This is a genomic window from Salegentibacter sp. (assembly GCF_036568425.1).
GTDB lineage: Bacteria > Bacteroidota > Bacteroidia > Flavobacteriales > Flavobacteriaceae > Salegentibacter.
Window position 1 is genome coordinate 58897 of the sequence record NZ_DATCSO010000099.1, and the last position, 22208, is coordinate 81104.

The following is a 22208-nucleotide window of genomic DNA, read 5'->3' on the forward strand; positions in this document are numbered from 1 at the left end:
TTGATGTGATCCAAAACTGAAAGAGGAGCTCTGATTCAAAAAAAATAAGGAATGGGCTATTTTCTGAAGGAGAAAAAGGCCGCGATCATCAATAAAATCAAATTAGGAAAACCTGGTCTACCAGGTGTATGTCTGTGACCAGCAAGGGAGGGGAATAATCTTTAAACGGAATAACCTCTTTAGAAAGGGTTTCGAAAAGATTTAAATAGGAAAAGCTAAAACTTGCAATGAATATCTGCTGTTCGAAATCAAGTGACTCAAAGGAATGCTTGAGTTCATCCTGCCCATCTATCACCACTTTTTCATTGGTACAACAATTATCTGCAGAATTCTCCATTTCCATTCCGCAGGTTTCAGCTTCAGAAAAAATTGCTTTATCTACTAAAAAGCTTCCGCAGAAATGTTTGTCTACCGTGAAAGACAAGGTAGAAAACAGCACCATCAGGGCTAGTAAAACAGAACCGCTATTTTGAAAAGCTTTTTTCATCAGCTACAAAAATAGTTAAATTTTATATATAAAGGCATTTTCAAAGATACAGACAATTTTTTCCGGGGCAACTTCAGGATTATCGGCAATTAATTTGAAATTATGGTTTTGTTCGTTTCTGAAGTCGGTAATAATAAAAAGCCGGAAGTAAAATAAGAATAAAGACCGGATGAATCAGAAACCTTCTTACATAAAACAAACTCATCACGTGCCCCTGTTCAAGGTTAAGCAGTAAATACGAGTAGGCTGCTACCCCCACCAGAAAAAAACCGAGGAATAAAATTGCGGCAAATTTCACAATATTTCTATCGAAAAATGCCACATACAGGATTAAGAGAGAGATAATGGAGTTGAGCCAGAATCTAAAGCTCAGGTTTAGCAATAACTCAGGCAATTTATATTGCGGTAAATAATCGAGCATATAAAATCCGCTGCGGTAAAATTCATTTATAGGGTCATAAAACAGATGCTCCTCAAAAACCCGAACCAAAGCCAGAAGCACAACCAGGAAGCCAATTAAAATTATACGATATCCCGGTTTCATTGTGGCTGATTTTTAGAATAAATATAAACCCAGAGGATCCATAGCACGAAAACCGTTCCGTAGATAATGAGCGGAAATATAATGGTATGTAGAAACTCGGTATACTGTGGATATTCATAGATTCCAATAGAAAGCACCGCAATACGAATGATGTTCATCGCATAGATAATCACCAACCCGGCCAGGAGAAAGGCTAAAGTAGTCTTTAGTCTTCCAAAAAAAGCAAGGATAAAAGCCACAAAAAGCACCATTATACTCATCGCATTACAACCCTCAACGATTTGCGCCAGATATTGCTCGTTGATCATCAATTTCATCGAAAGGTAATATTGATGCGGCTCTATCTGGGCGGTATAGCCAAAACTACTTATAAGCATTTCAGTTTGCCTGGCTACCATATGGGTTACATAATCGGGGTAATAAACCTCAGACCTAAAAAGGTCCAGGTACCAGTTATATAAAAGACTCAAAATAAAATAGCTTCCCAGGAAAATAAGGATAAACCGAAGTACCGATTTGTATTTTATGAATAGTTTAAACAAGAGTGATTAAAGGCTTTTTAACAAATTTATACAAATAAGCCACCCAGCCTGCGCAAATTTTTAAATACTTTTGCCCCAAAACATATTGTTATGCCATTTCAGAAACTAAAACCCGCAGTAGAAAAGATTTTATCTAACGAAGAACTTTCTGTAGATCATCGTTTGGAGCAAATTTGCGACCTGTTGAAAGAAAATATCCCTTATTACGACTGGGTTGGTTTTTATTTCAAAAATGCTGACAAGGAAGAATTAAAACTACGAGCGTTCGCCGGGGAACCTACCGACCATACCATTATTCCCTTTGGAAAAGGCATTTGCGGCCAGGTAGCCGTATCTAATGAAAACTTTGTAGTACCCGATGTCAAGACGCAAAACAATTACATTGCTTGTAGCATAAATGTTAAAGCAGAAATTGTAGTTCCTTTGTTTTTAAACGGGGAGAACATTGGCCAGATTGATATCGATTCGAATACCGAAGATCCTTTCAATATTGAAGACGAAAGATTCCTGGAATGGGTAAATGAGAAAGTAGCTGGAGTTTTAAAATCTCCCTCTGCCTAAAAAACTCCTAAAAACCGGTTCTTATCGCTTCTACCGGATCTAATTTCGAGGCAGAGATTGCAGGGATTATTCCGGAGATCAATCCAATAATCGCAGCAACAATAGTACCCAGCATGAGGTTCCGGAGGGATAGCACGAATTCGAAATCGCCGGTGAATTGGGAGGCAATTATAGAAACCACCCACACCAGAAAAAGGCCTATTAATCCGCCAATTACCGATAAAATAACGGCTTCGAATAGAAACTGAAAAAGGATAAATTTATTCTTAGCTCCAAGTGATTTTTGAATTCCTATAAGGTTTGTGCGCTCTTTAACACTCACAAACATAATATTGGCAATACCGAATCCTCCTACCAGCAATGAAAAGCCACTAATGATAAGGCCAATGATATTCATCTGCCCGGTTATATTATCTATAAAATCGGCAAAGCCCTGTAGCTGATTAATAAAGAAAGTATTGGTCTCTCCCGGTTTGATCGCACGCAAATTTCTAAGTTGTTGTTCCACGGTAGCCACAAATTCAGCATTATCTACCCCGTCTTCAGGCTTAAGAACTATTTGTGGAAAGACCGCTTTATTGTTATCACCATAAATTCTTCGCACCAGGTTGACCGGTAAAAAGGCCTGTCCATCCCTGGAATTCCCAAAGAGAGAGGCACCCTGTTTTTCTAAAACTCCAATCACCTGTAATTTTCGACCATAGAGTCTTACCTCTTTCCCCAATGGGCTGGAATTTCCGAAGAGGTTATTGGCGATTTCGTGGCCAAGGACAATAACAGGAGAGCCACTTACTGATTCAGATTCATTAAAAAACCGCCCTTCCTTTAACTCGAAAGCCTCTATATCATAATATTCACTGGTCACGGCACCAATATCTACATTTTCACTGGTTACACCCTGGGATTTTATAGATTCTGAAGGAACACCAACAACGTAACTTACAGCCTCCAAATCTGGCAGATTTCGCTTTAGATGCTGATATTCATCGTATGAGACATCTGGAAACTGCTGTCTTTTCCACTGTGGAATGTCTGTAGGGCCAAATGAGAAACGCATTATAATAATAGTACTATTATCCAACGAGCTCAAGCTGCCTTTAATCTCCTTTTCGAGAGAATCTACAGCCGCAAGCACTGCGATTATGGAGAAAATACCAATGGTAACTCCTAACAAGGAAAGAAAGGTGCGCAGCTTATTATTCCTGAGCGCATTCACTGCAAAAGTGAAGCTTTCTTTTAAAAGTCTAAGATATATAAACATACAGTTAACTGCCGTATTTAAAGGAATCACAAGATAAGACGCCTGTGTTGAAAATTCGTTACAATTTTATTGATAAATAAATTCATTCGCTTTTATGTTTGCGGGTGAAATACTTACTTTTGCCACTTCATCAAACACAACACAATGAGCGACTTAAAACAAGCAAAATCTGCTTTAATTTCTGTATTCAGTAAAGACGGACTGGCCCCTATCGCCAAAAAACTCAATGAGCTGGGTATCACCATATATTCTACCGGGGGAACAGAGAAATTTATCAGAAACCTGGGAATAGAGGTTATTCCTGTTGAAGATATCACTTCCTACCCCTCTATTCTTGGAGGAAGGGTTAAAACCTTGCACCCAAAAGTTTTCGGTGGAATCTTAAATCGTCAGGAGAACGAGAGTGATGTGAAGGAATTGGCTGAATATGAAATTCCGCAGATAGACATTGTGATTGTAGATCTTTACCCTTTTGAAAAAACCCTTGCCTCCGGAGCTTCTGAAGATGAAATTATTGAGAAGATCGATATTGGAGGTATTTCGCTTATACGTGCCGCGGCCAAGAACTTTAAAGATGTGCTTTGTGTTTCTTCGGTTGAAGATTATAAGGAATTTGAAAATTTACTGAGCGAAAAGTCGGGGGAAACCAGCCTTGCCGATCGCAAAAAATTTGCCGCCAAAGCCTTTAACATTTCTTCGCATTATGACACTTCAATTTTCAACTATTTCAATGCCGAAAATGAAGTAAAAGTTTACAAAGAAAGCTATCAGAAAGGTACTGTACTTCGCTATGGAGAAAACCCACATCAACAAGGATTTTTCTTTGGAGATTTTGAGGCGATGTTCGATAAGCTACACGGGAAAGAACTATCTTACAACAACCTGCTGGATGTTGATGCCGCGGTAAATCTTATGAACGAATTCAAGGGCGAGGCGCCAACTTTTGCTATTTTAAAACATAATAACGCTTGTGGCCTCGCTCAACGCGAGACTTTACAGCAGGCTTATACCGATGCCCTGGCTGGAGATCCGGTTTCTGCTTTTGGCGGAATTCTGATTAGCAATGTTGAAATTGACAAGGCTACGGCAGAGGAGATTCATAAACTTTTTTGTGAAGTAGTGATCGCTCCTTCTTTTTCGGCTGAAGCTGAAGAAATTCTAAAAGGAAAGAAAAACAGAATTTTGTTAGTTCAAAAGGAAGTAGAGCTTCCTAAAAAACAGGTTAGAACCTGCCTGAATGGGGTTTTGGTTCAGGAGAAAGATTTAAAAACTGATGCTGCTGAAGATTTAAAACAGGTCACCAACAATAAACCCACAGATGCTGAGTTATCTGACTTGTTATTTGCTTCCAGGATTTGCAAGCACACCAAATCAAATACCATTGTTTTGGCAAAGAACAAACAACTCTGTGCAAGTGGCACAGGACAGACCTCACGTGTAGATGCACTTAATCAAAGCATAACTAAGGCTCGTTCTTTTAACTTTGACCTAAGTGGCGCCGTGATGGCCAGTGACGCTTTTTTCCCATTTCCCGATAGTGTCGAAATTGCGGGAAATGCGGGAATCACAGCGGTGATTCAACCTGGAGGATCTATCAAAGATCAGCTTAGTATAGATTATTGCAACGAAAATGATATTGCAATGGTGGTGACGGGAACCCGCCATTTTAAACATTAATTTTATTACATTTACCAAACCTCAACACTTAACATACTATGGGATTTTTTGACTTTCTCATTGAAGAAATAGCGATAGATTTAGGAACCGCAAACACTTTGATTATCCACAACGACAAAGTTGTTGTAGATAGTCCTTCAATAGTAGCCCGCGACCGAACATCAGGAAAAATAACCGCGGTAGGGAAAGAAGCTGCCATGATGCAGGGAAAAACCCACGAAAACATTAAAACCATTCGTCCTTTAAAAGATGGAGTAATTGCAGACTTTGATGCCAGTGAGAAAATGCTCACCATGTTCATCAAAGAGATTCCTGCGCTGAAGAAAAAAATGTTCACTCCGGCTTTAAGGATGGTGATCTGTATACCTTCAGGAATTACTGAAGTTGAGATGAGGGCGGTTAAAGAAAGTGCCGAGCGGGTAAACGGAAAAGAAGTATACCTAATACACGAACCTATGGCTGCAGCGATAGGGATTGGAGTAGATATAATGCAACCCAAAGGAAATATGATCGTAGATATAGGTGGCGGTACTACCGAGATCGCGGTTATCGCCCTGGGTGGAATTGTTTGTGACAAATCTATTAAGATTGCCGGAGATGTATTTACCAATGATATTGTGTATTATATGCGTACGCAGCATAACCTTTATGTTGGGGAAAGAACCGCCGAAAAGATCAAGATCCAGATAGGAGCAGCCACGGAAGATCTTGAAGTTCCACCGGAGGAAATGAGTGTACAGGGGCGTGACCTTTTAACAGGAAAACCTAAGCAGGTGAATATTTCTTATCGCGAAATCGCCAAGGCCCTGGATAAATCAATTCTTCGTATCGAAGATGCGGTTATGGAAACCTTATCCCAAACCCCACCCGAACTTGCGGCCGATATTTATAACACCGGGATTTATCTTGCCGGTGGTGGATCTATGTTGCGCGGACTGGACAAACGTTTATCTCAAAAAACAGATCTCCCGGTTTACATCGCCGAAGACCCGCTTAGAGCGGTAGTAAGAGGAACCGGAATAACCTTAAAAACATTGAACCGATATAAGGGAATTTTGATCAAGTAGGAGAAGATAGCTTATGCAGCAAATTTTTAATTTTCTTATCCGCAATAAGAATAATATCCTATTCTTATTTCTGCTGGCCTTATCTGTATTTTTTACGATCCAAACTCATTCCTTTCATAAAAGCAGGTTTATAAGTTCTGCTAATGCAATAACCGGCGGAATCTATTCCTGGACAAGTGATTTAAAGGATTATCTGCATCTGGAAGAATACAATAAGCGTTTGCTCGAGGAAAATAAGGAGTTGCGAAATATCCTCACCAACCTTAATGATACTATTTCAATCGAAAATTATCGTGACAGCAGTTCTTTTGAAGGAACTTATTATTTTAGAACTGCCCGGGTAATCAATAACAATTACGCCAAAGCCGATAATTATCTAACGATAAACCAGGGAGAAGAAGACGGAATTCAACCTGAATTTGGAGTAGTTACCAGCAAAGGGGTTATTGGCATTGTAGATAGAGTTAACAGTAGTTTTTCCCGGGTTATTTCCATTTTGCATACCGAATCGAGAATAAACGCTCAATTAAGCAAAACCAATCATTTTGGAAGTCTGATTTGGAATGGAAGAGATCCCAACCTGGTTCAGCTTATTGATGTGCCCAGACAGGCACCGGTAAAGCAAGGGGATACCATAACCACCGGGGGACGCTCGCTTATTTTCCCTGAAGGTCTACCTATTGGCAGCATTGAGGGTTTTGAGATGGATGAAAGTGGCAGTTATTATAAAATCGATGTGCGCTTGTTTAACGATATGACCAATATTGGCTTTGTATACATTATTGAAAATGTAGACCGGGATTTAATTTTATCATTAGAAACCGAAGATGAATAGTAGTGTACTTTCAAATACCGCCCGCTTTATCGGTTTGATCTTATTGCAGGTCCTGATCCTGAACAATATTAATTTTTTGGGTTATATAAACCCATATCTGTATGTACTTTTTATACTTCTGTACCCCTTTAATAGCAATCAGAGTTTCTTTCTAATCCTTTCATTTTTTCTGGGACTCAGTATTGATATTTTTGAGGATAGTGGTGGCATTCACGCTGCTGCCAGTTTAATCGCCGCATTTGTTCGTCCAAATCTTTTAAGGTTTTCCTTTGGAGTAAGTTATGACCATCAGAATATCAGGCTTTCGGCTACTCCCTTTGGGGCGAGATTAAGCTATATTTTATTAATAGTTTTAATTCATCATTTCATCTTATTTTCTTTGGAAATGTTCAGCTTAAGCCATATAATATTGATCTTGAAAAAGACGTTATTTTCAAGTATATTCACCGTAATTCTGGTAATCTTAAGCCTTAGCCTTTTCAGCAAAAAATATAGATGAGAAAGTTACTTCTCTACATAATAATTCTAACAACCGGCCTCATTTTCCTGGCCCGAATTTTCTATCTTCAGGTAATTGACACCTCACTTGCCCTCAGATCTCAGGATAATGCCATAGAAATAAATTATGATTACCCGCAGCGCGGTTACATTTACGACCGAAACGGAGAACTTATGGTTTCTAACCAGCCATCTTATGATGTGATGGTGATTCCCAGAAACCTTAAACCATTCGACACCCTCGAATTTTCAGAAATCTTGAATATTACCCCGGAAGAACTGGGTAAAAAACTAGATAAAGCCAAGATCTATTCTCCGCTCTTGCCCTCGGTTATTATTCCGCAGCTAACTAAAAGTGAATATGCCTTTTTGCAGGAAAAAATGCGGAAATACGAAGGTTTTTATATTCAGAAACGTTCTTTAAGAGATTATCAGGTAGATCACAGTGCAAATGTGCTGGGCTATATCGCACAGGTAAACAAACAGATCATCAAAGACAATCCCTACTATATTTCGGGTGACCTCATTGGCCGGAGTGGTGTAGAAAAAGTTTACGAAGAATTATTACGGGGAGTAAAAGGTGTGAAATATATTCAAAAAGACCGTTTTAACAGAGATATCGGCCCCTATAAAGATGGCATATTCGACACCCTACCCGAAAAAGGGCAAGACATAAGTATTACCCTGGATTCCAAATTGCAGGAATACGGAGAAAAACTTATGCAAAATAAACGTGGAGGAATTGTAGCTCTCGAACCTGCCACCGGTGAAATACTAGCCCTGGTGACTGCTCCTAGTTACGATCCAGCTTTATTGGTTGGGCGAAAAAGATCACCTAACTACACCCGGCTTTACTACGACTCTATTGCTCAACCTCTTTACGATCGCGGACTTCTGGCCGAATACCCCCCTGGTTCTCCTTTCAAGACCCTAACGGGTTTAATTGCATTACAAGAAAATGTGATAGATACCAAGGACAAATTTTATTGCAATAATGGCTATTCTTATGGAAGAAGTAGTCGAATGGGATGTCATGCTCATCCTAGTCCATTAAATCTTATTTCTGGAGTGGCCCAATCCTGTAATGCCTATTTTGCCCAGGTTTACAGAAAAACAATTGAAAAGTACCCAACTCCACAGGAAGGAATGGATGTATGGAGTGAACATTTAAATAGTTTCGGTCTAGGCCAATTTATGGGGAACGATTTAAGCACTGGAAGACCAGGTAAAATTCCAGATTCGGAATACTATAATTCTATTTATCCCAACCATAATTGGTATGCTACCGCAACTCTTTCTAACGCCATCGGCCAGGGAGAAGTTTTGATGACTCCAATTCAATTAGCCAATATGACAGCTACCATTGCTAATCGTGGTTGGTATTATACCCCACATATTTTAAAGAAAGTTGACGGAGACCCTATAAAGGAAGAAAAATTCACTGTTAAAAACCACACTACCATAGATGCAAGGCATTTTGATCCAATAATTGAAGGCATGCATCAGGTATATAAAAGCGGGACAGCCCGCAGCCTCCAGATTCCGGGAATTGAGATTGCCGGAAAAACCGGAACAGCAGAAAATTTCACTAAAATAGATGGAAAGAGGGTTCAACTCACCGACCATTCAATTTTTGTAGCTTTTGCTCCGGTAGATAATCCTAAGATAGCGATCGCGGTTTTCGTAGAGAACGGATATTGGGGAAGCAGGTATGCAGGTCGAATTGCCAGCTTAATGGTGGAAAAATATATTAAGGGGGAGATCACCCGAACCGATATGGAACAGTGGATTCTGGAAAACAGCCTTAAAGATGAATATGCCAAACCCTTAAGTGGCGAACCTTTTATAATTAACCAATAAATGGCCAAAAGCATAACAGGTTACGACTGGACTACAATTCTGATTTTTTTACTCCTGGTTGGTTTTGGCTGGGCCAATATATATTCTGCTTCCCTGGGTGTTAATACCGGCAACTTTTTCGACCTTAACCAGGTTTATGGCAGGCAGGGTTTATGGATCGTGCTTAGTTTCCTGCTGCTTATCATCGTACTGTCTATCGAACCCCGATTCTATCAGCGTTTTTCCAGTGTAATTTATATAATAAGCCTTTTAAGTCTTGCAGGGTTGTTTGTATTTGGGAAAACCATTGCCGGTCAAACCGCATGGTATGTAATAGGGCCGGTTAGCCTTCAACCCGCTGAATTCGCAAAAGTCGCCACGGCTCTTGCTGTAGCGAAATACGTAAGTGGAATTCAGGTTAATTTAAAAGAATTTGAGCATCAGCTAAAGGTATTTGTAATAATCAGTCTACCGGTATTACTGGTAATGCTGCAGCCCGATGCGGGGAGTGCTATGGTTTACTTTGCCTTTATCTTCCCCCTTTACCGCGAAGGTTTACATTTTGCTTATTTACTTCTGGGCTTTTTCGCAGCTATCCTATTTGTATCTACCCTTGCCTTCGGAATCCCTTGGGTTATTGGTGGAATCCTGATAATTGGTGCTCTAATGTTCCTTAAAAACCGAAAAAGGAGACCCAATATTATCAAATATTTATTCCTAATAGCGGTAGCTGTGGGCTTTTCCTTATCGGTGAATTATGTTTTTGAAAATGTTTTCAAACAACATCACCGCGACCGTTTCAATATTGTATTAGGAAAAGAGGTTGACTCCCGGGGGATAGGCTACAATACAAACCAAAGTGAGATCGCTATAGGCAGTGGAGGATGGTTTGGGAAAGGCTGGACAGAAGGAACACAAACCAAAGGCCATTTTGTTCCCGAACAACATACCGATTATATCTTCAGCACCGTTGGAGAAGAATGGGGTTTCCTGGGAAGCAGTTTTGTTTTAATCCTATTTATTTTACTCCTGCTTAGGTTGCTTTACCTGGCCGAAAGACAACGCTCTCAATTTAACCGTGTTTATGGTTATAGCTTGATAGGAATAATTTTTATGCACTTTCTGGTCAATATAGGGATGGTCATAGGCATTTTCCCAACCGTAGGAATACCTCTGCCCTTTTTCAGTTATGGTGGCTCCGGACTCTGGGCCTTCACCATATTACTGTTTATCTTCATTAAACTGGATGCCGAAAGGATCTCATATATTTAATTACAACGTTCTGCCAGAAGCAACAGGGCCGCTACCATCAATATTATAACCGGATAAATATATTTGCGTTTCATCATTATATAAAATTAAAAATGCCCCGGAACTCCCGGGGCATTTATTATTATAAGGCCACTTCTTAATTATTAATCCTGGCCACTTTATTTCTTTTTACATTATTAACCTTGAGCTCAGAAAGAACATTCAGGGCTTCTTCTATGTAAATATCTTTGCTTAAGTTGGTATGCCACCTATCCCTTTTCTCTTTTAAAATGGTATCACTTACAAAAAGTTCTTTTTCATAAGGAAGAGAGGTATAGGAAAGGTCTGTAGCATATTCTTTTAAAGAATCGAAACGTTTGGCAATGCGCTTGTTTTCCGCAGCACTTCTACTATATTCAGCATAATTAAGGGAATGAACATTATTATCGCTCTGGGTTTTGATCCACCTGGCATTTTCCTCGATAAGCTTTAACTGTTTATTCTCATTCATTCTTTGTTTACTTCTCTCAATGGTTTCTTCAAAATCCACATACCCATCCCAGGTATCATAATCGGCAGCATCAATCTTATCCCAGGGCAAAGGGTTTTCCATATCTTTCTCACCAATATCTACGAAACTGTAACGATCGGGAACCACTACGTCACTTTTCACTCCTTCTAACTGAGTTGAACCACCATTAACCCTGTAGAATTTCTGGGTGGTTAATTTTAAAGCTCCTAAATCGCCATAATCATTATTACTATTGCGCAACCAACGGTTAAGGTCTATTACGTTTTGCACGGTACCTTTCCCGTAGGTTTGTTTACTTCCAATAATTACAGCTCTTTTATAATCCTGCATAGCAGCAGCCAATATTTCTGATGCCGAGGCCGAAAGTTCATTCACAAGAATAACAAGAGGACCATCCCATAAAACAGTTGGGTCTTTATCCTTTAAAATTTCTTTTTTCTGACCACTTGATTTCACCTGAACAATAGGACCTTTTTCGATAAATAATCCGGCGATATCCACTACGGTTTTAAGTGAACCTCCACCATTATTTCTCAAATCCAATACAAGACCGTCCATGCCTTGTTTTTTAAGACGAACGATATCTTTTTCTATATCTGAAGCGGCATTCCTTTCAGCATAATTCTCCATATCGAAATAAAATTTCGGCAGGTTAATTACTCCAAAATTCTTACCCCCCTTTTTAACCATAGAAGTTTTAGCATAGGTTTCTTCAATCTCTACAACATCCCGGGTTAGGGTAATATTTTCTATTGTACCAAGTAATTTCTTTCTAACAGTTAAAGTTACCTTAGAATCTTTTGGACCTTTTATAAGTTTAACTGCATCGTCAAGGCGCATTCCAACAATACTTACCGCCTCATCTTCATCTTCCTGCTTCACTTTAAGAATTACATCCCCCTCACTCAGTTCGTCGCTTCTCCAGGCTGGCCCACCGGAGATCACTTCCATAATGGTAATATTGTCACTCTTTTTCTGCAGTCTTGCTCCAATTCCTTCCAGTTTACCTGACATTGCCATATCGAATCTATCCTTATCCTGTGGCGCAAAATAAAATGTATGTGGATCAAATTCCTCTACGATTGCATTGATATATACTGAAAAATAATCCTTTCGTTCAAGGTCATCGGTGAAATCATAGTACTCTTCAAGTGAAGTAAGGGTTACTTCCCGGGCTTCCTTTTCAAGTTCTTCATCAGATTTTATCGTATAATCTGGATCTTCTTCTTTCTTTTGCTCTTCAGCCTCTTTTTTATCGTGAAAGTTGATAAGCGTAGAAAACTTAAGTTGCTTTCTCCATCTTTCTTTCATTTCTTTTTTTGAATCTACATAATCCAGATCCTCAAAACTTGTGTTGAGTTCTTCTTTTTTATCAAAATCAAATGGGGAAGCCAGAATTTCCTTGTATATCTCCCGAGATTCATCAGAACGCTTCATCAAGCGTTGGTAGGTAAGATCAAAAAAGCTGATATCCTTAGACTTAATATAGTCATCGATTAGTTCTTCATATTCGCTGAATTCTTCTATATCGCTGGCGTAGAAGAATCGCTTAGACCCATCGAGGCTTCGAAGATAATCTTTATAAACTCCTTTAGAGAATTCATCGTTCACGTCTTTGGCGTCATAATGTCCCTGATTAAGTACATAAGTAATAAGGTCTATTAAAACTTTATCTTTATTGGGATCATCAAAACTTTTTGTAGTAAAACTACAGCTAGCAACTGCCATTAACAGCAGTACTATAAGAATTTTAGGGTTCCTTTTCATAAATCGAATAATTTTCATCATAATGGCTTACCAAAATACATTAAAAATTGTGCCAAGACACGGCACGGACACTAATAATTTGTTAAACTACTAAGATAGGCTTTCCTTAGGAAATTACTATTTTAGCAATAACAATTTCGAAATGCATGGATAAAGAAAAACCATTGATCCTGGTCACCAATGACGATGGAATTACAGCACCTGGAATAAGGGCTTTGATCGAGGTAATGAAAGAACTTGGAGACGTTATCGTTGTTGCCCCTGATAGTCCGCAAAGCGGAATGGGACATGCCATAACCATTAGCGATACTCTTTTTTGTGAACCGGTTACCATTAAGGAAAGCTATAAACATAAAGAATATAGCTGCTCCGGGACTCCGGCCGACTGCGTAAAGATCGCTACCCAGGAAATCCTGCATCGCAAACCCGATCTTTGTGTAAGTGGAATAAACCATGGATCCAATTCCTCGATTAATGTCATTTATTCAGGTACAATGAGTGCGGCAGTAGAAGCCGGGATTGAAGGAATTCCAGCTATAGGTTTTTCGCTGCTCGATTATTCACTTACCGCCGATTTCGAACCTTCAAAAAAGTTTGTAAAAGCAATTACACGGAAAGTTTTAAAACAAGGGCTCCCAAAGGGGGTTGTACTCAATGTAAACTTACCTAAACTTCAGGCTTCAGAGATTAAAGGTATTAAAGTATGTCGTCAGGCTAATGCTCATTGGGAAGAGGAATTCGATAAAAGAACCAATCCACAGGGTCGTGATTATTACTGGCTCACCGGAAAGTTTGTCAACAAGGACAAAGGTGAAGACACAGATGAATGGGCTCTTGCCAACGGATTTGTTTCCGTAGTTCCGATCCAATTCGATCTTACTGCTCATCATTTTATGGACGATCTTAATAACTGGGAACTCAATGATTAAGCAGAATATTTTTATAGGATTTCTTGTTGGGCTTGCCTTCAATATTGGAGGGATTCTTCTTTATATCCTTATTTTTTCAGCATATGGGATAGACCATACTATTGAAGACGCTATCATCAACGATTACATCGGAAAGATCATCGCTCTGGGAGCCATCCTTAATTTTCTGCCATTTTTTGTTTTCCTGAAAAAGAAACAACATTATCATGCAAGGGGTGTATTACTCGCTACTATTGTAGCTGCTGTAGCCATCGCATTTTCAAAAATATTTTAAATGAAATACTACCTCATTGCCGGCGAAGCTTCGGGCGACCTACACGCCTCAAACCTGATGAAAGCCCTAAAAGATACAGATCCTAAGGCGGAATTTCGATTCTGGGGCGGCGATCTTATGCAACAGCAAGGAGGAGAATTGGTAATGCATTACCGCGAGCTGGCATTTATGGGTTTTGCTGAAGTTCTTGCGAACTTAAAAACCATACTTCGCAATATAAAGTTCTGTAAAGATGATATTAGTAAATTCCAGCCAGACGTAATCATCTTTGTAGATTATCCAGGCTTTAATATGCGCATTGCAAAATGGGCAAAAGCACAAGGCTTTAGGACTCATTACTATATTTCACCACAAATCTGGGCCTGGAAAGAAAATCGCATCAAAGCTATAAAAAGGGATATTGACCAGATGTATGTTATCCTCCCCTTTGAAAAAGAATTTTATGAGAGAAAGCATAATTTTCCCGTTCACTTTGTAGGCCACCCACTAATTGATGCAATCGCCAATCAAAAAATTGTTGATGCCCCAGATTTTAAAAAACAGTATGACTTAAATGATAGGCCTATAATCGCATTACTTCCCGGAAGCCGAAAACAGGAAATAGCAAAAATGCTGGAAATCATGTTGAGTATAACCAGTGACTTCCCGGATTATCAGTTTATTATCGCAGGCGCCCCAAGTCAGGATGAAGATTTCTACAAGCCTTTTTTAAAGAAGAACCAGGTTAAACTGGTTATGAATAAGACCTACGAAGTACTAGGCCTTTCTCACGCAGCTATAGTAACTTCGGGAACAGCGACTTTGGAGACAGCCCTTTTTAAGGTGCCTGAGGTGGTTTGTTATAAAGGTAGTTTCATCTCTTACCACATCGCTAAACAGATTGTGAATCTGGATTATATTTCCCTTGTAAATTTAATTATGGAACGCGAAGTAGTAACAGAATTAATTCAGAGGGATTTCAATAAGGTTTCCTTAAGAAGAGAACTCACCAAAATCCTGGAGGATGAGCATAGAAAAAAGATTTTTGAAGATTATTATTTGCTGGAGCAGAAATTAGGCGGCAAAGGTGCAAGCCAAAAAACCGCGCAATTAATTTTTGATTCAATTAAATAAACCCGCTATGCAAATTCGCTTAAAGTTGATGATTTGTATTATCGCAGGCCTGGCCCTCACCTCCTGCGGCTCCTCCCGGTCTAAGGTGGTTACTACAAAAAACCAAAATGCCCCCCATATAGAGTCAGCAAATAAGCAGGTACGTAATATTATCTCCCACGCTTTGGAGTTTGAGGGAACTCGTTACAAATATGGCGGAACCACTAAAAAAGGCATGGATTGTTCCGGATTGATCTACACCTCATTTCTAAAAGAAGATATCCCTATGCCCCGCACCTCACGGGATCTATCCCTGAAAGGCAAGAGACTTTACCTTAAAGAAGTCTCTCCGGGGGATTTATTGTTCTTTGAAACCGACAAAAAAAGAAAAGTTATCAATCACGTTGGCCTGGTGGTGGAGGTTGCAGACGAGATAAGGTTTATTCACTCTTCTACATCCCGGGGAGTGATTATTTCTTCTCTGGAAAACAATTACTGGAAAAACAATTTTGTGATGGCTCGCCGGGTTTTATAAATTTTTCATATCTTCCTTAGTCTTTTCCCCAAATCGCTCTATAAATTAAGCGATGCAATTTCTGAATTTCACATTTATAAAACTAAGCCTTAGCTTTCTCCCGGGAATAATAGCTGGTTTTTTCCTGGATATCCAACTACAGGTTTTATTTTGGGTAATCAGCCTGCTGGCTCTTGTTTTTATTTTCGCTTTTTTTCGCGCCAGAAGGCAGATCTTCCCTGATGCTTTCTTCGGAATTCTGGTCTTTCTTATCACTTTTTCCCTGGGTTTTTTAACGACCAGTCTTCACAAACCAGAAAACCGGCCGCAGCACTATATCAATACTGAAATAAATTCTGCAAGAAGTTTGCTTCAGGCTCGCATTGCCGCAAAATTGAAGCCCACTCCATATAACCAGCGGTACATTATTAAAGCAGAAGCCTTCAAAACAGAGCATCAGAAGGCTTTTAAAACAGAAGGTAAGCTTTTGCTTACTACCGAAATAGATTCCACAAAACTCCAGGTAGGTGATATATTACTTTTTCCCTACCGGCCATCAGAAATCAATTCTCCGCTTAATCCATATCAGTTTGACTATAAGGCTTACATGGAAAAACAAGCGGTATTAAAACAACTTCAAATTAATTCAGAAGAAATCCTGAAGATTGGCCAGGCCTCCTCCCCTATGATTTTCGCTGAAAATTTAAGAGAACAGATTATAACAAAACTAAAGGCAGCCACTTTTTCAGAAGAAGAATTGAGCATTATCCAGGCTTTGCTTTTGGGCGAGCGTAGGGATATCTCCCGAAAGATCCGCGATCAATATGCCGCAGCCGGGGCCATACATATACTAGCGGTTTCAGGATTACATGTTGGAATAATTTTACTTATTCTCAATTTTCTACTAAAACCATTAGAAAACTTAAAAAATGGCAGGATTATAAAAACCATCCTCTTGCTTTCACTTATGTGGGGCTTCGCGCTACTTGCAGGATTATCCCCGTCTGTCGTTAGAGCTGTAAGTATGTTTTCGTTTGTGGCGATAGGAATGCAGCTTAGACGTAAAACCAGTGTAATGAACAGCCTGTTTGTCTCTCTATTTGTTTTACTCCTCATAAATCCTTTTTATATTTTCCAGGTAGGTTTTCAGCTAAGTTATCTGGCTGTTTTCAGTATTGTAATTTTTCAGCCTTTTCTTTATCAACTGCTAAGACCTAAATTTAAGTTGATAAGATATTTGTGGGGATTGTTAACGGTTAGTATCGCAGCACAGCTTGGAGTTTTACCATTAAGTCTGTTTTATTTTCATCAATTCCCGGCCTTATTCTTTCTATCAAACCTGGTAATTCTTCCAAGCTTGGGAATAATACTTGGTTTAGGAATTTTAATAATCCTTTTAAGCTTATTAAATGCTTTACCCGGGCTATTAGCTGAGATCTATGGACAACTAATTAGTTATATGAACCAATTTATTGGTTGGGTCGCGATACAAGAAAATTTCCTTTTTAAAGAGATTTCATTTTCTTTGCTTCAAAGTTTTACGGCCTATTTGATAATCCTGAGTTTCTTTTTTCTGCTGAATCAAAAAAACTACAGAACTCTTGTTTATCTAATCCTGGGAGTTATAAGTTTTCAGGTGAGCCATATTTTTGAAAAACAAAAGCATTTTTCTGAAGAAGCCGTTATATTCCATAAAAGCAGGAACAATCTAATAGGTCAATATCAAAACAAGAATTTGCAACTCTATCATAATCCGGATAGTCTCGCGGCTGCCCAAAGAATAATTAGTGACTATAAAACCGGAAAGAATATTACAAAAATAGAAACTGACACTATCAAAAATGTTTTGAGATTTATGAATAAGAAACTTTTAATTATCGACAGCAGCGGGATCTATGATGTTCCGAATCTAAAACCTGAACTTATTCTAATCACTCATTCTCCAAAGATTAACCTGGAGCGTGTACTAATTTTAACAAAACCTTCAAAGGTAATTGCCGATGGCAGTAATTTCCACAGCTTTATAGCCCGTTGGGAAGAAACCTGCCGAAAACAAAAAGTCCCTTTCCACCATACAGGTAAAAAGGGAGCTTTCCGCATTTCTACAGAACCAAAGGCTCTATATCAACTAACACTTAAACTTTATAACTAAAAAGTACCTTCAAAGTTTTCCTGATATTCAGCGAACGCTTTTTTTGTTGTCATTTTTTTATAATCATCGGTACCGAACAATTTTAAATAAACCTCCAATTGTTTTGGAGTTCGGTAACCGGTTATTGGTGCTATTAAGTTTGCTTCTTCATCAAAGAAGACCAGCGTAGGATAACCTCTTACTCCTAATGCTGCCGTGAATTGATGCATTGTATTCCTACCCTTTTTATTAGGATCAAAATTAGGGTTGGTAAATTTTTTATCCTGAAAATTAATTTCCTCGTCCCCTTCAGCGTTGAATTTTACTGCATAATAATTTTCATTCACATATTGAATCACATCCTTATTGGAAAAAGTATTTCTATCAAGCATCTTACAAGGGCCACACCAGGTGGTATAGGCATCCATAAATATCTTTTTAGGTTCCTTTTCCTGGGCCTCCAAAGCTTCATTCATAGACATCCAATTAATCTCCTGAGCCTGAAGGAAACTTGTTACCAAAAACAATAAAGATAGAATAGAGATTTTACGCATAGAAAAAATATTTTAGGTTTTAGTCGAACAACAATTCTATCCTAACAAAAAACGTTCCTCAAATTTAAGGAACGTTTTTCTTATTATAAAACAAATTAAATTAATGCTTCTTCTCGGTATCGGCAATCTCATAGTTTTCCTGCTCCAGCATTTCATGCTCTTCATCTTCAACTCCATGAGTAAGACGTTTTAGAGGTTTAAGCATAATAAGCACAATTACAGCGAAGCTTACAGTAAATATTGTGATACCAGTAAAAATTGCAAAATCTCCTGCTTCCGCAGCAAATTCTCCAAGTATTCCGGCAACCTTATTTCCAAGGCCGGTAGCTGCAAAATAAACTCCCATCATAAGGGACGCATATTTCATAGGCGCAAGTTTGGTAATGAAGGATAAAGCCACAGGTGAGCTACTTAGCTCTCCAATTGTATGGAAAAGGTATGCAAGTACCAGCCAGTACATTGCTGAAGATCCATTTGCTTCAAACTGAACAGAAGCGGCAGCCATGAAAACAAAACCTAAGCCCATTATTATAACCCCTACTGCCATCTTAAAGATAGAAGAGGCTTCTTTATTCTTTAGTTTTCGTTTAGCCCAGAAATTAGCTACAATTACACCAAAAGTGATTATAAATAATGCGTTTAATGACTGAAACCAGGATGCAGGAACCTCATTTCCTATTCCCGGCAAGGTAAATGGAAGGGCCCGGTTGGTTTTATCCAGCGCATAAATATTCATCAGGCCTCCAGCCTGTTCAAAAGCTCCCCAGAACACAATTACTAAAATAAAGGATAAGAGCATTACTACGTATCGGTCCTTCATAACCTGCGTGGTTAAATCTTTATAAACCATAAGCATCATCGCAGTAACCAGGGAAAGAAAGATAAATAACAGTCCATAGGCCCATGACTCAAAAACCAAAACATATAATGAAACAATCATTAATATGGAAGTAATAACCAACTGAAGTGGCGATTGGAGTAAGTCTGAGAATAGTCCTGTAAGAGAAGCACCTTCATCTCTTTCAGCTTTGGATAATAAATTACCAACATTTACAAGGTACTTTTGCCCCCAAAGATACACGATCAAACCGAGAGCCATTGCGATTCCTGCAAGACCGAAGCCCCAGTGCCAGCCAACCTGCTCTCCTACATATCCAACAATCAAACTTGAAAGAAATGCTCCCAGGTTAATCCCTATATAAAAAATGGTAAATCCTTTATCTCTTCTAATATCCCCCGGTTTGTAGAGTCCTCCTACCATGGTAGAAATATTAGGTTTAAGCATCCCAACCCCAGCAATGATAAGGCCTAAGCCAGTATAAAATGCCCACATTTCTTCAACGGCAAGAATGGTATGTCCTGCAACCAGGATAATCCCACCCCAGAGTACGGTTTTTTTCTGTCCCAGGAGTTTATCGGCAATTATACCGCCGGGAATTGAAACAATATAAACAAGCATAGTGTACCACCCGTAAAGAGCAAGCGCCTCTCCCTGTGTCCAGCCAAGACCGGCATTCCCATCGGTAGTTGCACTTACCAAATATAAAACAAGGATTGCGCGCATTCCATAATATGAAAAACGCTCCCACATTTCAGTAAAAAACAAAATATAAAGCCCCATTGGGTGCCCAAATAGTTCCTTTTGAGGTGCTGGTGTTGTTGTAGTTGCCATTAACTTAGGTTTGGTTTAAAGATTTTCAGTGATAAAATTGGTCATTTTGGTATAAAGGTGACGCCTGGTATTCCCACCATAGATTCCGTGGTTTTTATCAGGGTAGATCGCCCAGTCAAATTGTTTGTTGGCCTGGATAAGAGCTTCTACCATCCGCATAGTGTTTTGAAGATGTACATTATCATCTCCTCCTCCATGAATTAGTAAGTAATCACCTTTAAGTTTTTCCACATGATTTATCGGAGAATTTTCATCATATCCCGATGGGTTTTCCTGTGGCGTAGTCATATATCTTTCAGTATAAATAGTATCGTAGAACCTCCAGCTAGTAACAGGAGCAACCGCGATAGCCAGTGAAAATACATCATTCCCCTTCAAAATGGCATTTGAAGACATAAACCCACCGTAGCTCCAACCCCAAATACCTATACGGTCTTCATCGATATATTCTCTGGAACCTAAGACTCTGGCAGCTTCTATCTGGTCTTCTACCTCGTATTTTCCAAGTTCTTTTTGAGTAACCTTTTTAAAATCAGCTCCCTTAAGACCAGTCCCTCTTCCATCTACGGTTGCTATGATATAGCCCTTATCTGCAAGTAGCTGATACCAGTAATCATTAGTTCCGAAGTAAGAATTAGAAACCGACTGTGATCCAGGTCCCGAATACTGGAACATTAATAAGGGATATTCTTTATTAGGATCAAAATCTGATGGTTTAATCATCCACATATTTAGTTCATTGCCATTTACTTCAATGGTGCTCAACTCTTTTGGAGAAAAACCATAAGCTTCTTCCTTTTCCAGCAAAGCCGAATTATCCTTTATCTTCCTTACCAGTTTGCCATTTTTAGCATTGTGAAGGGTGTATTGATATGGAGTTTCGGTATTGGTAAATGAATTGATAAAATAAGTGTAGTCGGCACTAAAATCGGCACTGTTCATTCCGGTTTTATCCGTTAACCGTCTTTTTCCTTTTCCGTTTGGTTTTATGGAATAAACGTCGCGATTCACGCTTCCGTTCTCGGTACTCTGGTAAAAGATTCTGTTCGACTTTTTATCATAGCCATAATAGTTGGTTACTTCCCAGTCTCCCGATGTTACTTGATTTTCAAGTTCCCCGTCTTCATCATAAAGATAAATATGGTTCCAACCATCCTTTTCGCTGGTCCAGATAAAATCATTGTCTTCCAGAAAGGTCAGGTTATCGGTAACATCAATATAAGCCTCATCGGTCTCAGTCATTACCACTTCAGCTTCATTATCTTCAGCATCAACAAAGATTAGATCCAGTTTGTTCTGGTGCCTGTTCAATACCTGTACACTTAAAATCTCAGGATCCTGAGTCCATTTTATCCTTGGAATATAGAAATCTTCATAATCTCCCAATTCCACATTTTCTTTTTCTTCGGAAGCCAGTTCATACAAATGCAAACTTACCTTAGAATTGGCCTCACCGGCTTTAGGATATTTGAACACTTCCTGTCTTGGGTAAAGTTCTTCTCCAAACATATCCATAGAGAATTCCGGAACATTTTCTTCGTTGAATCTTAAAAAAGCGATCCACTTTCCATTTTTATTCCACTCAAAGGCTCTTACAAAGGCAAATTCCTCTTCGTAAACCCAATCTGTAACTCCATTAATAATCTTGTTCTTTTCTCCATCAGAAGTAACCCGGGTTTCTTCACCAGAATTAATATCAAAAATGTAAATGTCATTTTCATAAACGTATGCGACTTTCGAGGCATCGGGTGAAAATGTGGGCTCCTGCACTTTTTTATCAGAAAGTTTTATAAGGCTCCCATCATGAGTATCGTAGATATAGTAGACTCCGCGTGACGATCTCCTATAAATCTGTTCCATTTCGGTAGAAAGCAAAATTTTACTTTCATCATCGCTTAATTCAAAGCCCTGAAAAGAAGAAATCTCATCAAGATTCCCTGTGGAAACCAGACTGCGGGATCTCTCACCGCTTTTATAATTATAAACATCTATGCTGGCAGTCCCATTTTCGCGGTTTAATACCACATATTCCTTACCATTATCCAGTGATTGAAGAGATTGTAGTCGTTCCTGTCTAAAAGTCCCATCCCAGATCTCTTCTTGTGTGATTTGCTTCTCCTGTGCATAAACAACTGAGGATGCAGTGATTATAAAGCCCAGTACAATATTTCTAAATTTCAT

General features: G+C 39.0%; 20 protein-coding genes. 12 read left to right on the top strand and 8 right to left on the bottom strand.

The genetic code is table 11. From position 1 onward, the window contains the following. Positions 1 to 97: 97 nt before the first annotated feature. From VIM94_RS09595 to xrtF, 3 genes are all read right to left on the bottom strand, one after another. Positions 98 to 487 (bottom strand): HYC_CC_PP family protein, encoded by a 390-nt coding sequence (locus VIM94_RS09595; protein WP_332039080.1) that lies wholly within the window; start codon positions 485 to 487, stop codon positions 98 to 100. Positions 488 to 587: 100 nt separating this feature from the next. Next, positions 588 to 1031 (bottom strand): exosortase F system-associated membrane protein, encoded by a 444-nt coding sequence (locus VIM94_RS09600; RefSeq protein WP_332039081.1) that lies wholly within the window; start codon positions 1029 to 1031, stop codon positions 588 to 590. After that, positions 1028 to 1573 (bottom strand): exosortase family protein XrtF, encoded by a 546-nt coding sequence (xrtF, locus tag VIM94_RS09605; protein WP_332039082.1) that lies wholly within the window; start codon positions 1571 to 1573, stop codon positions 1028 to 1030. The genes VIM94_RS09600 and xrtF overlap by 4 nt, the downstream gene beginning before the upstream one ends. Positions 1574 to 1663: 90 nt before the next feature. Here xrtF and VIM94_RS09610 point away from each other — a divergent pair, with 90 nt between their 5' ends. Beyond that, positions 1664 to 2134, top strand: coding sequence for a GAF domain-containing protein (locus VIM94_RS09610; RefSeq protein ID WP_332039083.1), 471 nt, complete (start codon positions 1664 to 1666; stop codon positions 2132 to 2134). A 7-nt stretch (positions 2135 to 2141) separates the two neighbouring features. Here the strand turns inward: VIM94_RS09610 and VIM94_RS09615 are convergent, their stop codons facing one another. Then, the gene (locus VIM94_RS09615; protein ID WP_332039084.1) at positions 2142 to 3395 is read right to left on the bottom strand and encodes an ABC transporter permease; all 1254 of its coding nucleotides are present in this window, start codon (positions 3393 to 3395) and stop codon (positions 2142 to 2144) included. A gap of 144 nt (positions 3396 to 3539) precedes the next feature. On the opposite strand from VIM94_RS09615, the gene purH reads away from it, so the two are divergent. Genes purH through rodA form a run of 6 tightly spaced genes read left to right on the top strand, consistent with a single transcriptional unit; the run spans position 3540 to position 10583 of the window. Beyond that, a complete protein-coding gene (gene purH / locus VIM94_RS09620; RefSeq protein ID WP_332039085.1) occupies positions 3540 to 5072 on the top strand; it encodes a bifunctional phosphoribosylaminoimidazolecarboxamide formyltransferase/IMP cyclohydrolase in 1533 nt (510 codons plus the stop codon). A 38-nt stretch (positions 5073 to 5110) separates the two neighbouring features. Next, complete coding sequence (locus tag VIM94_RS09625) at positions 5111 to 6139, top strand: rod shape-determining protein (protein ID WP_081211824.1); 1029 nt, start codon at positions 5111 to 5113, stop codon at positions 6137 to 6139. A gap of 13 nt (positions 6140 to 6152) precedes the next feature. After that, positions 6153 to 6974, top strand: coding sequence for a rod shape-determining protein MreC (mreC, locus tag VIM94_RS09630; RefSeq protein ID WP_332039086.1), 822 nt, complete (start codon positions 6153 to 6155; stop codon positions 6972 to 6974). Further along, on the top strand, positions 6967 to 7473 hold the full coding sequence (locus VIM94_RS09635) for a rod shape-determining protein MreD (RefSeq protein ID WP_332039087.1): 507 nt from the start codon (positions 6967 to 6969) through the stop codon (positions 7471 to 7473). The genes mreC and VIM94_RS09635 overlap by 8 nt, the downstream gene beginning before the upstream one ends. Continuing rightward, complete coding sequence (gene mrdA, locus VIM94_RS09640) at positions 7470 to 9332, top strand: penicillin-binding protein 2 (RefSeq protein WP_332039088.1); 1863 nt, start codon at positions 7470 to 7472, stop codon at positions 9330 to 9332. Before VIM94_RS09635 ends, mrdA begins: the two co-directional genes overlap by 4 nt. After that, positions 9333 to 10583 carry a rod shape-determining protein RodA gene (gene rodA / locus VIM94_RS09645; protein ID WP_332039089.1) on the top strand — a complete coding sequence of 417 codons (1251 nt, stop codon included), beginning with the start codon at positions 9333 to 9335 and terminating at the stop codon, positions 10581 to 10583. A 136-nt stretch (positions 10584 to 10719) separates the two neighbouring features. Here the strand turns inward: rodA and VIM94_RS09650 are convergent, their stop codons facing one another. Beyond that, the gene (locus tag VIM94_RS09650) at positions 10720 to 12861 is read right to left on the bottom strand and encodes a carboxy terminal-processing peptidase (RefSeq protein ID WP_332039090.1); all 2142 of its coding nucleotides are present in this window, start codon (positions 12859 to 12861) and stop codon (positions 10720 to 10722) included. Positions 12862 to 13007: 146 nt separating this feature from the next. Between VIM94_RS09650 and surE the strand changes: the two genes are divergently transcribed. From surE to VIM94_RS09675, 5 genes are read left to right on the top strand one after another with little or no spacing between them, the layout of a single operon-like run. Further along, positions 13008 to 13790 (top strand): 5'/3'-nucleotidase SurE, encoded by a 783-nt coding sequence (surE, locus tag VIM94_RS09655; protein ID WP_332039091.1) that lies wholly within the window; start codon positions 13008 to 13010, stop codon positions 13788 to 13790. After that, positions 13783 to 14064: a hypothetical protein gene (locus tag VIM94_RS09660; RefSeq protein WP_332039092.1), complete on the top strand. Its 282-nt coding sequence runs from the start codon at positions 13783 to 13785 to the stop codon at positions 14062 to 14064. Before surE ends, VIM94_RS09660 begins: the two co-directional genes overlap by 8 nt. After that, positions 14065 to 15177 carry a lipid-A-disaccharide synthase gene (lpxB, locus tag VIM94_RS09665; protein ID WP_332039093.1) on the top strand — a complete coding sequence of 371 codons (1113 nt, stop codon included), beginning with the start codon at positions 14065 to 14067 and terminating at the stop codon, positions 15175 to 15177. Between the two features lie 7 nt (positions 15178 to 15184). Then, positions 15185 to 15691: a C40 family peptidase gene (locus VIM94_RS09670; RefSeq protein WP_332039094.1), complete on the top strand. Its 507-nt coding sequence runs from the start codon at positions 15185 to 15187 to the stop codon at positions 15689 to 15691. Between the two features lie 52 nt (positions 15692 to 15743). After that, positions 15744 to 17822 (top strand): ComEC/Rec2 family competence protein, encoded by a 2079-nt coding sequence (locus VIM94_RS09675; protein WP_332039095.1) that lies wholly within the window; start codon positions 15744 to 15746, stop codon positions 17820 to 17822. Here the strand turns inward: VIM94_RS09675 and VIM94_RS09680 are convergent. The 3 genes from VIM94_RS09680 to VIM94_RS09690 all read right to left on the bottom strand — a co-directional run bounded on the left by VIM94_RS09680 (position 17819) and on the right by VIM94_RS09690 (position 22208). Further along, entirely contained in the window at positions 17819 to 18355 is a 537-nt protein-coding gene (locus tag VIM94_RS09680; protein ID WP_332039096.1) for a thioredoxin family protein, read from the bottom strand. The genes VIM94_RS09675 and VIM94_RS09680 overlap by 4 nt on opposite strands. 100 nt (positions 18356 to 18455) lie before the next feature. Beyond that, positions 18456 to 20027, bottom strand: coding sequence for a peptide MFS transporter (locus VIM94_RS09685; RefSeq protein WP_332039097.1), 1572 nt, complete (start codon positions 20025 to 20027; stop codon positions 18456 to 18458). Positions 20028 to 20042: 15 nt separating this feature from the next. Then, positions 20043 to 22208, bottom strand: a complete 2166-nt coding sequence (locus VIM94_RS09690) for a S9 family peptidase (protein WP_332039098.1) — start codon at positions 22206 to 22208, stop codon at positions 20043 to 20045.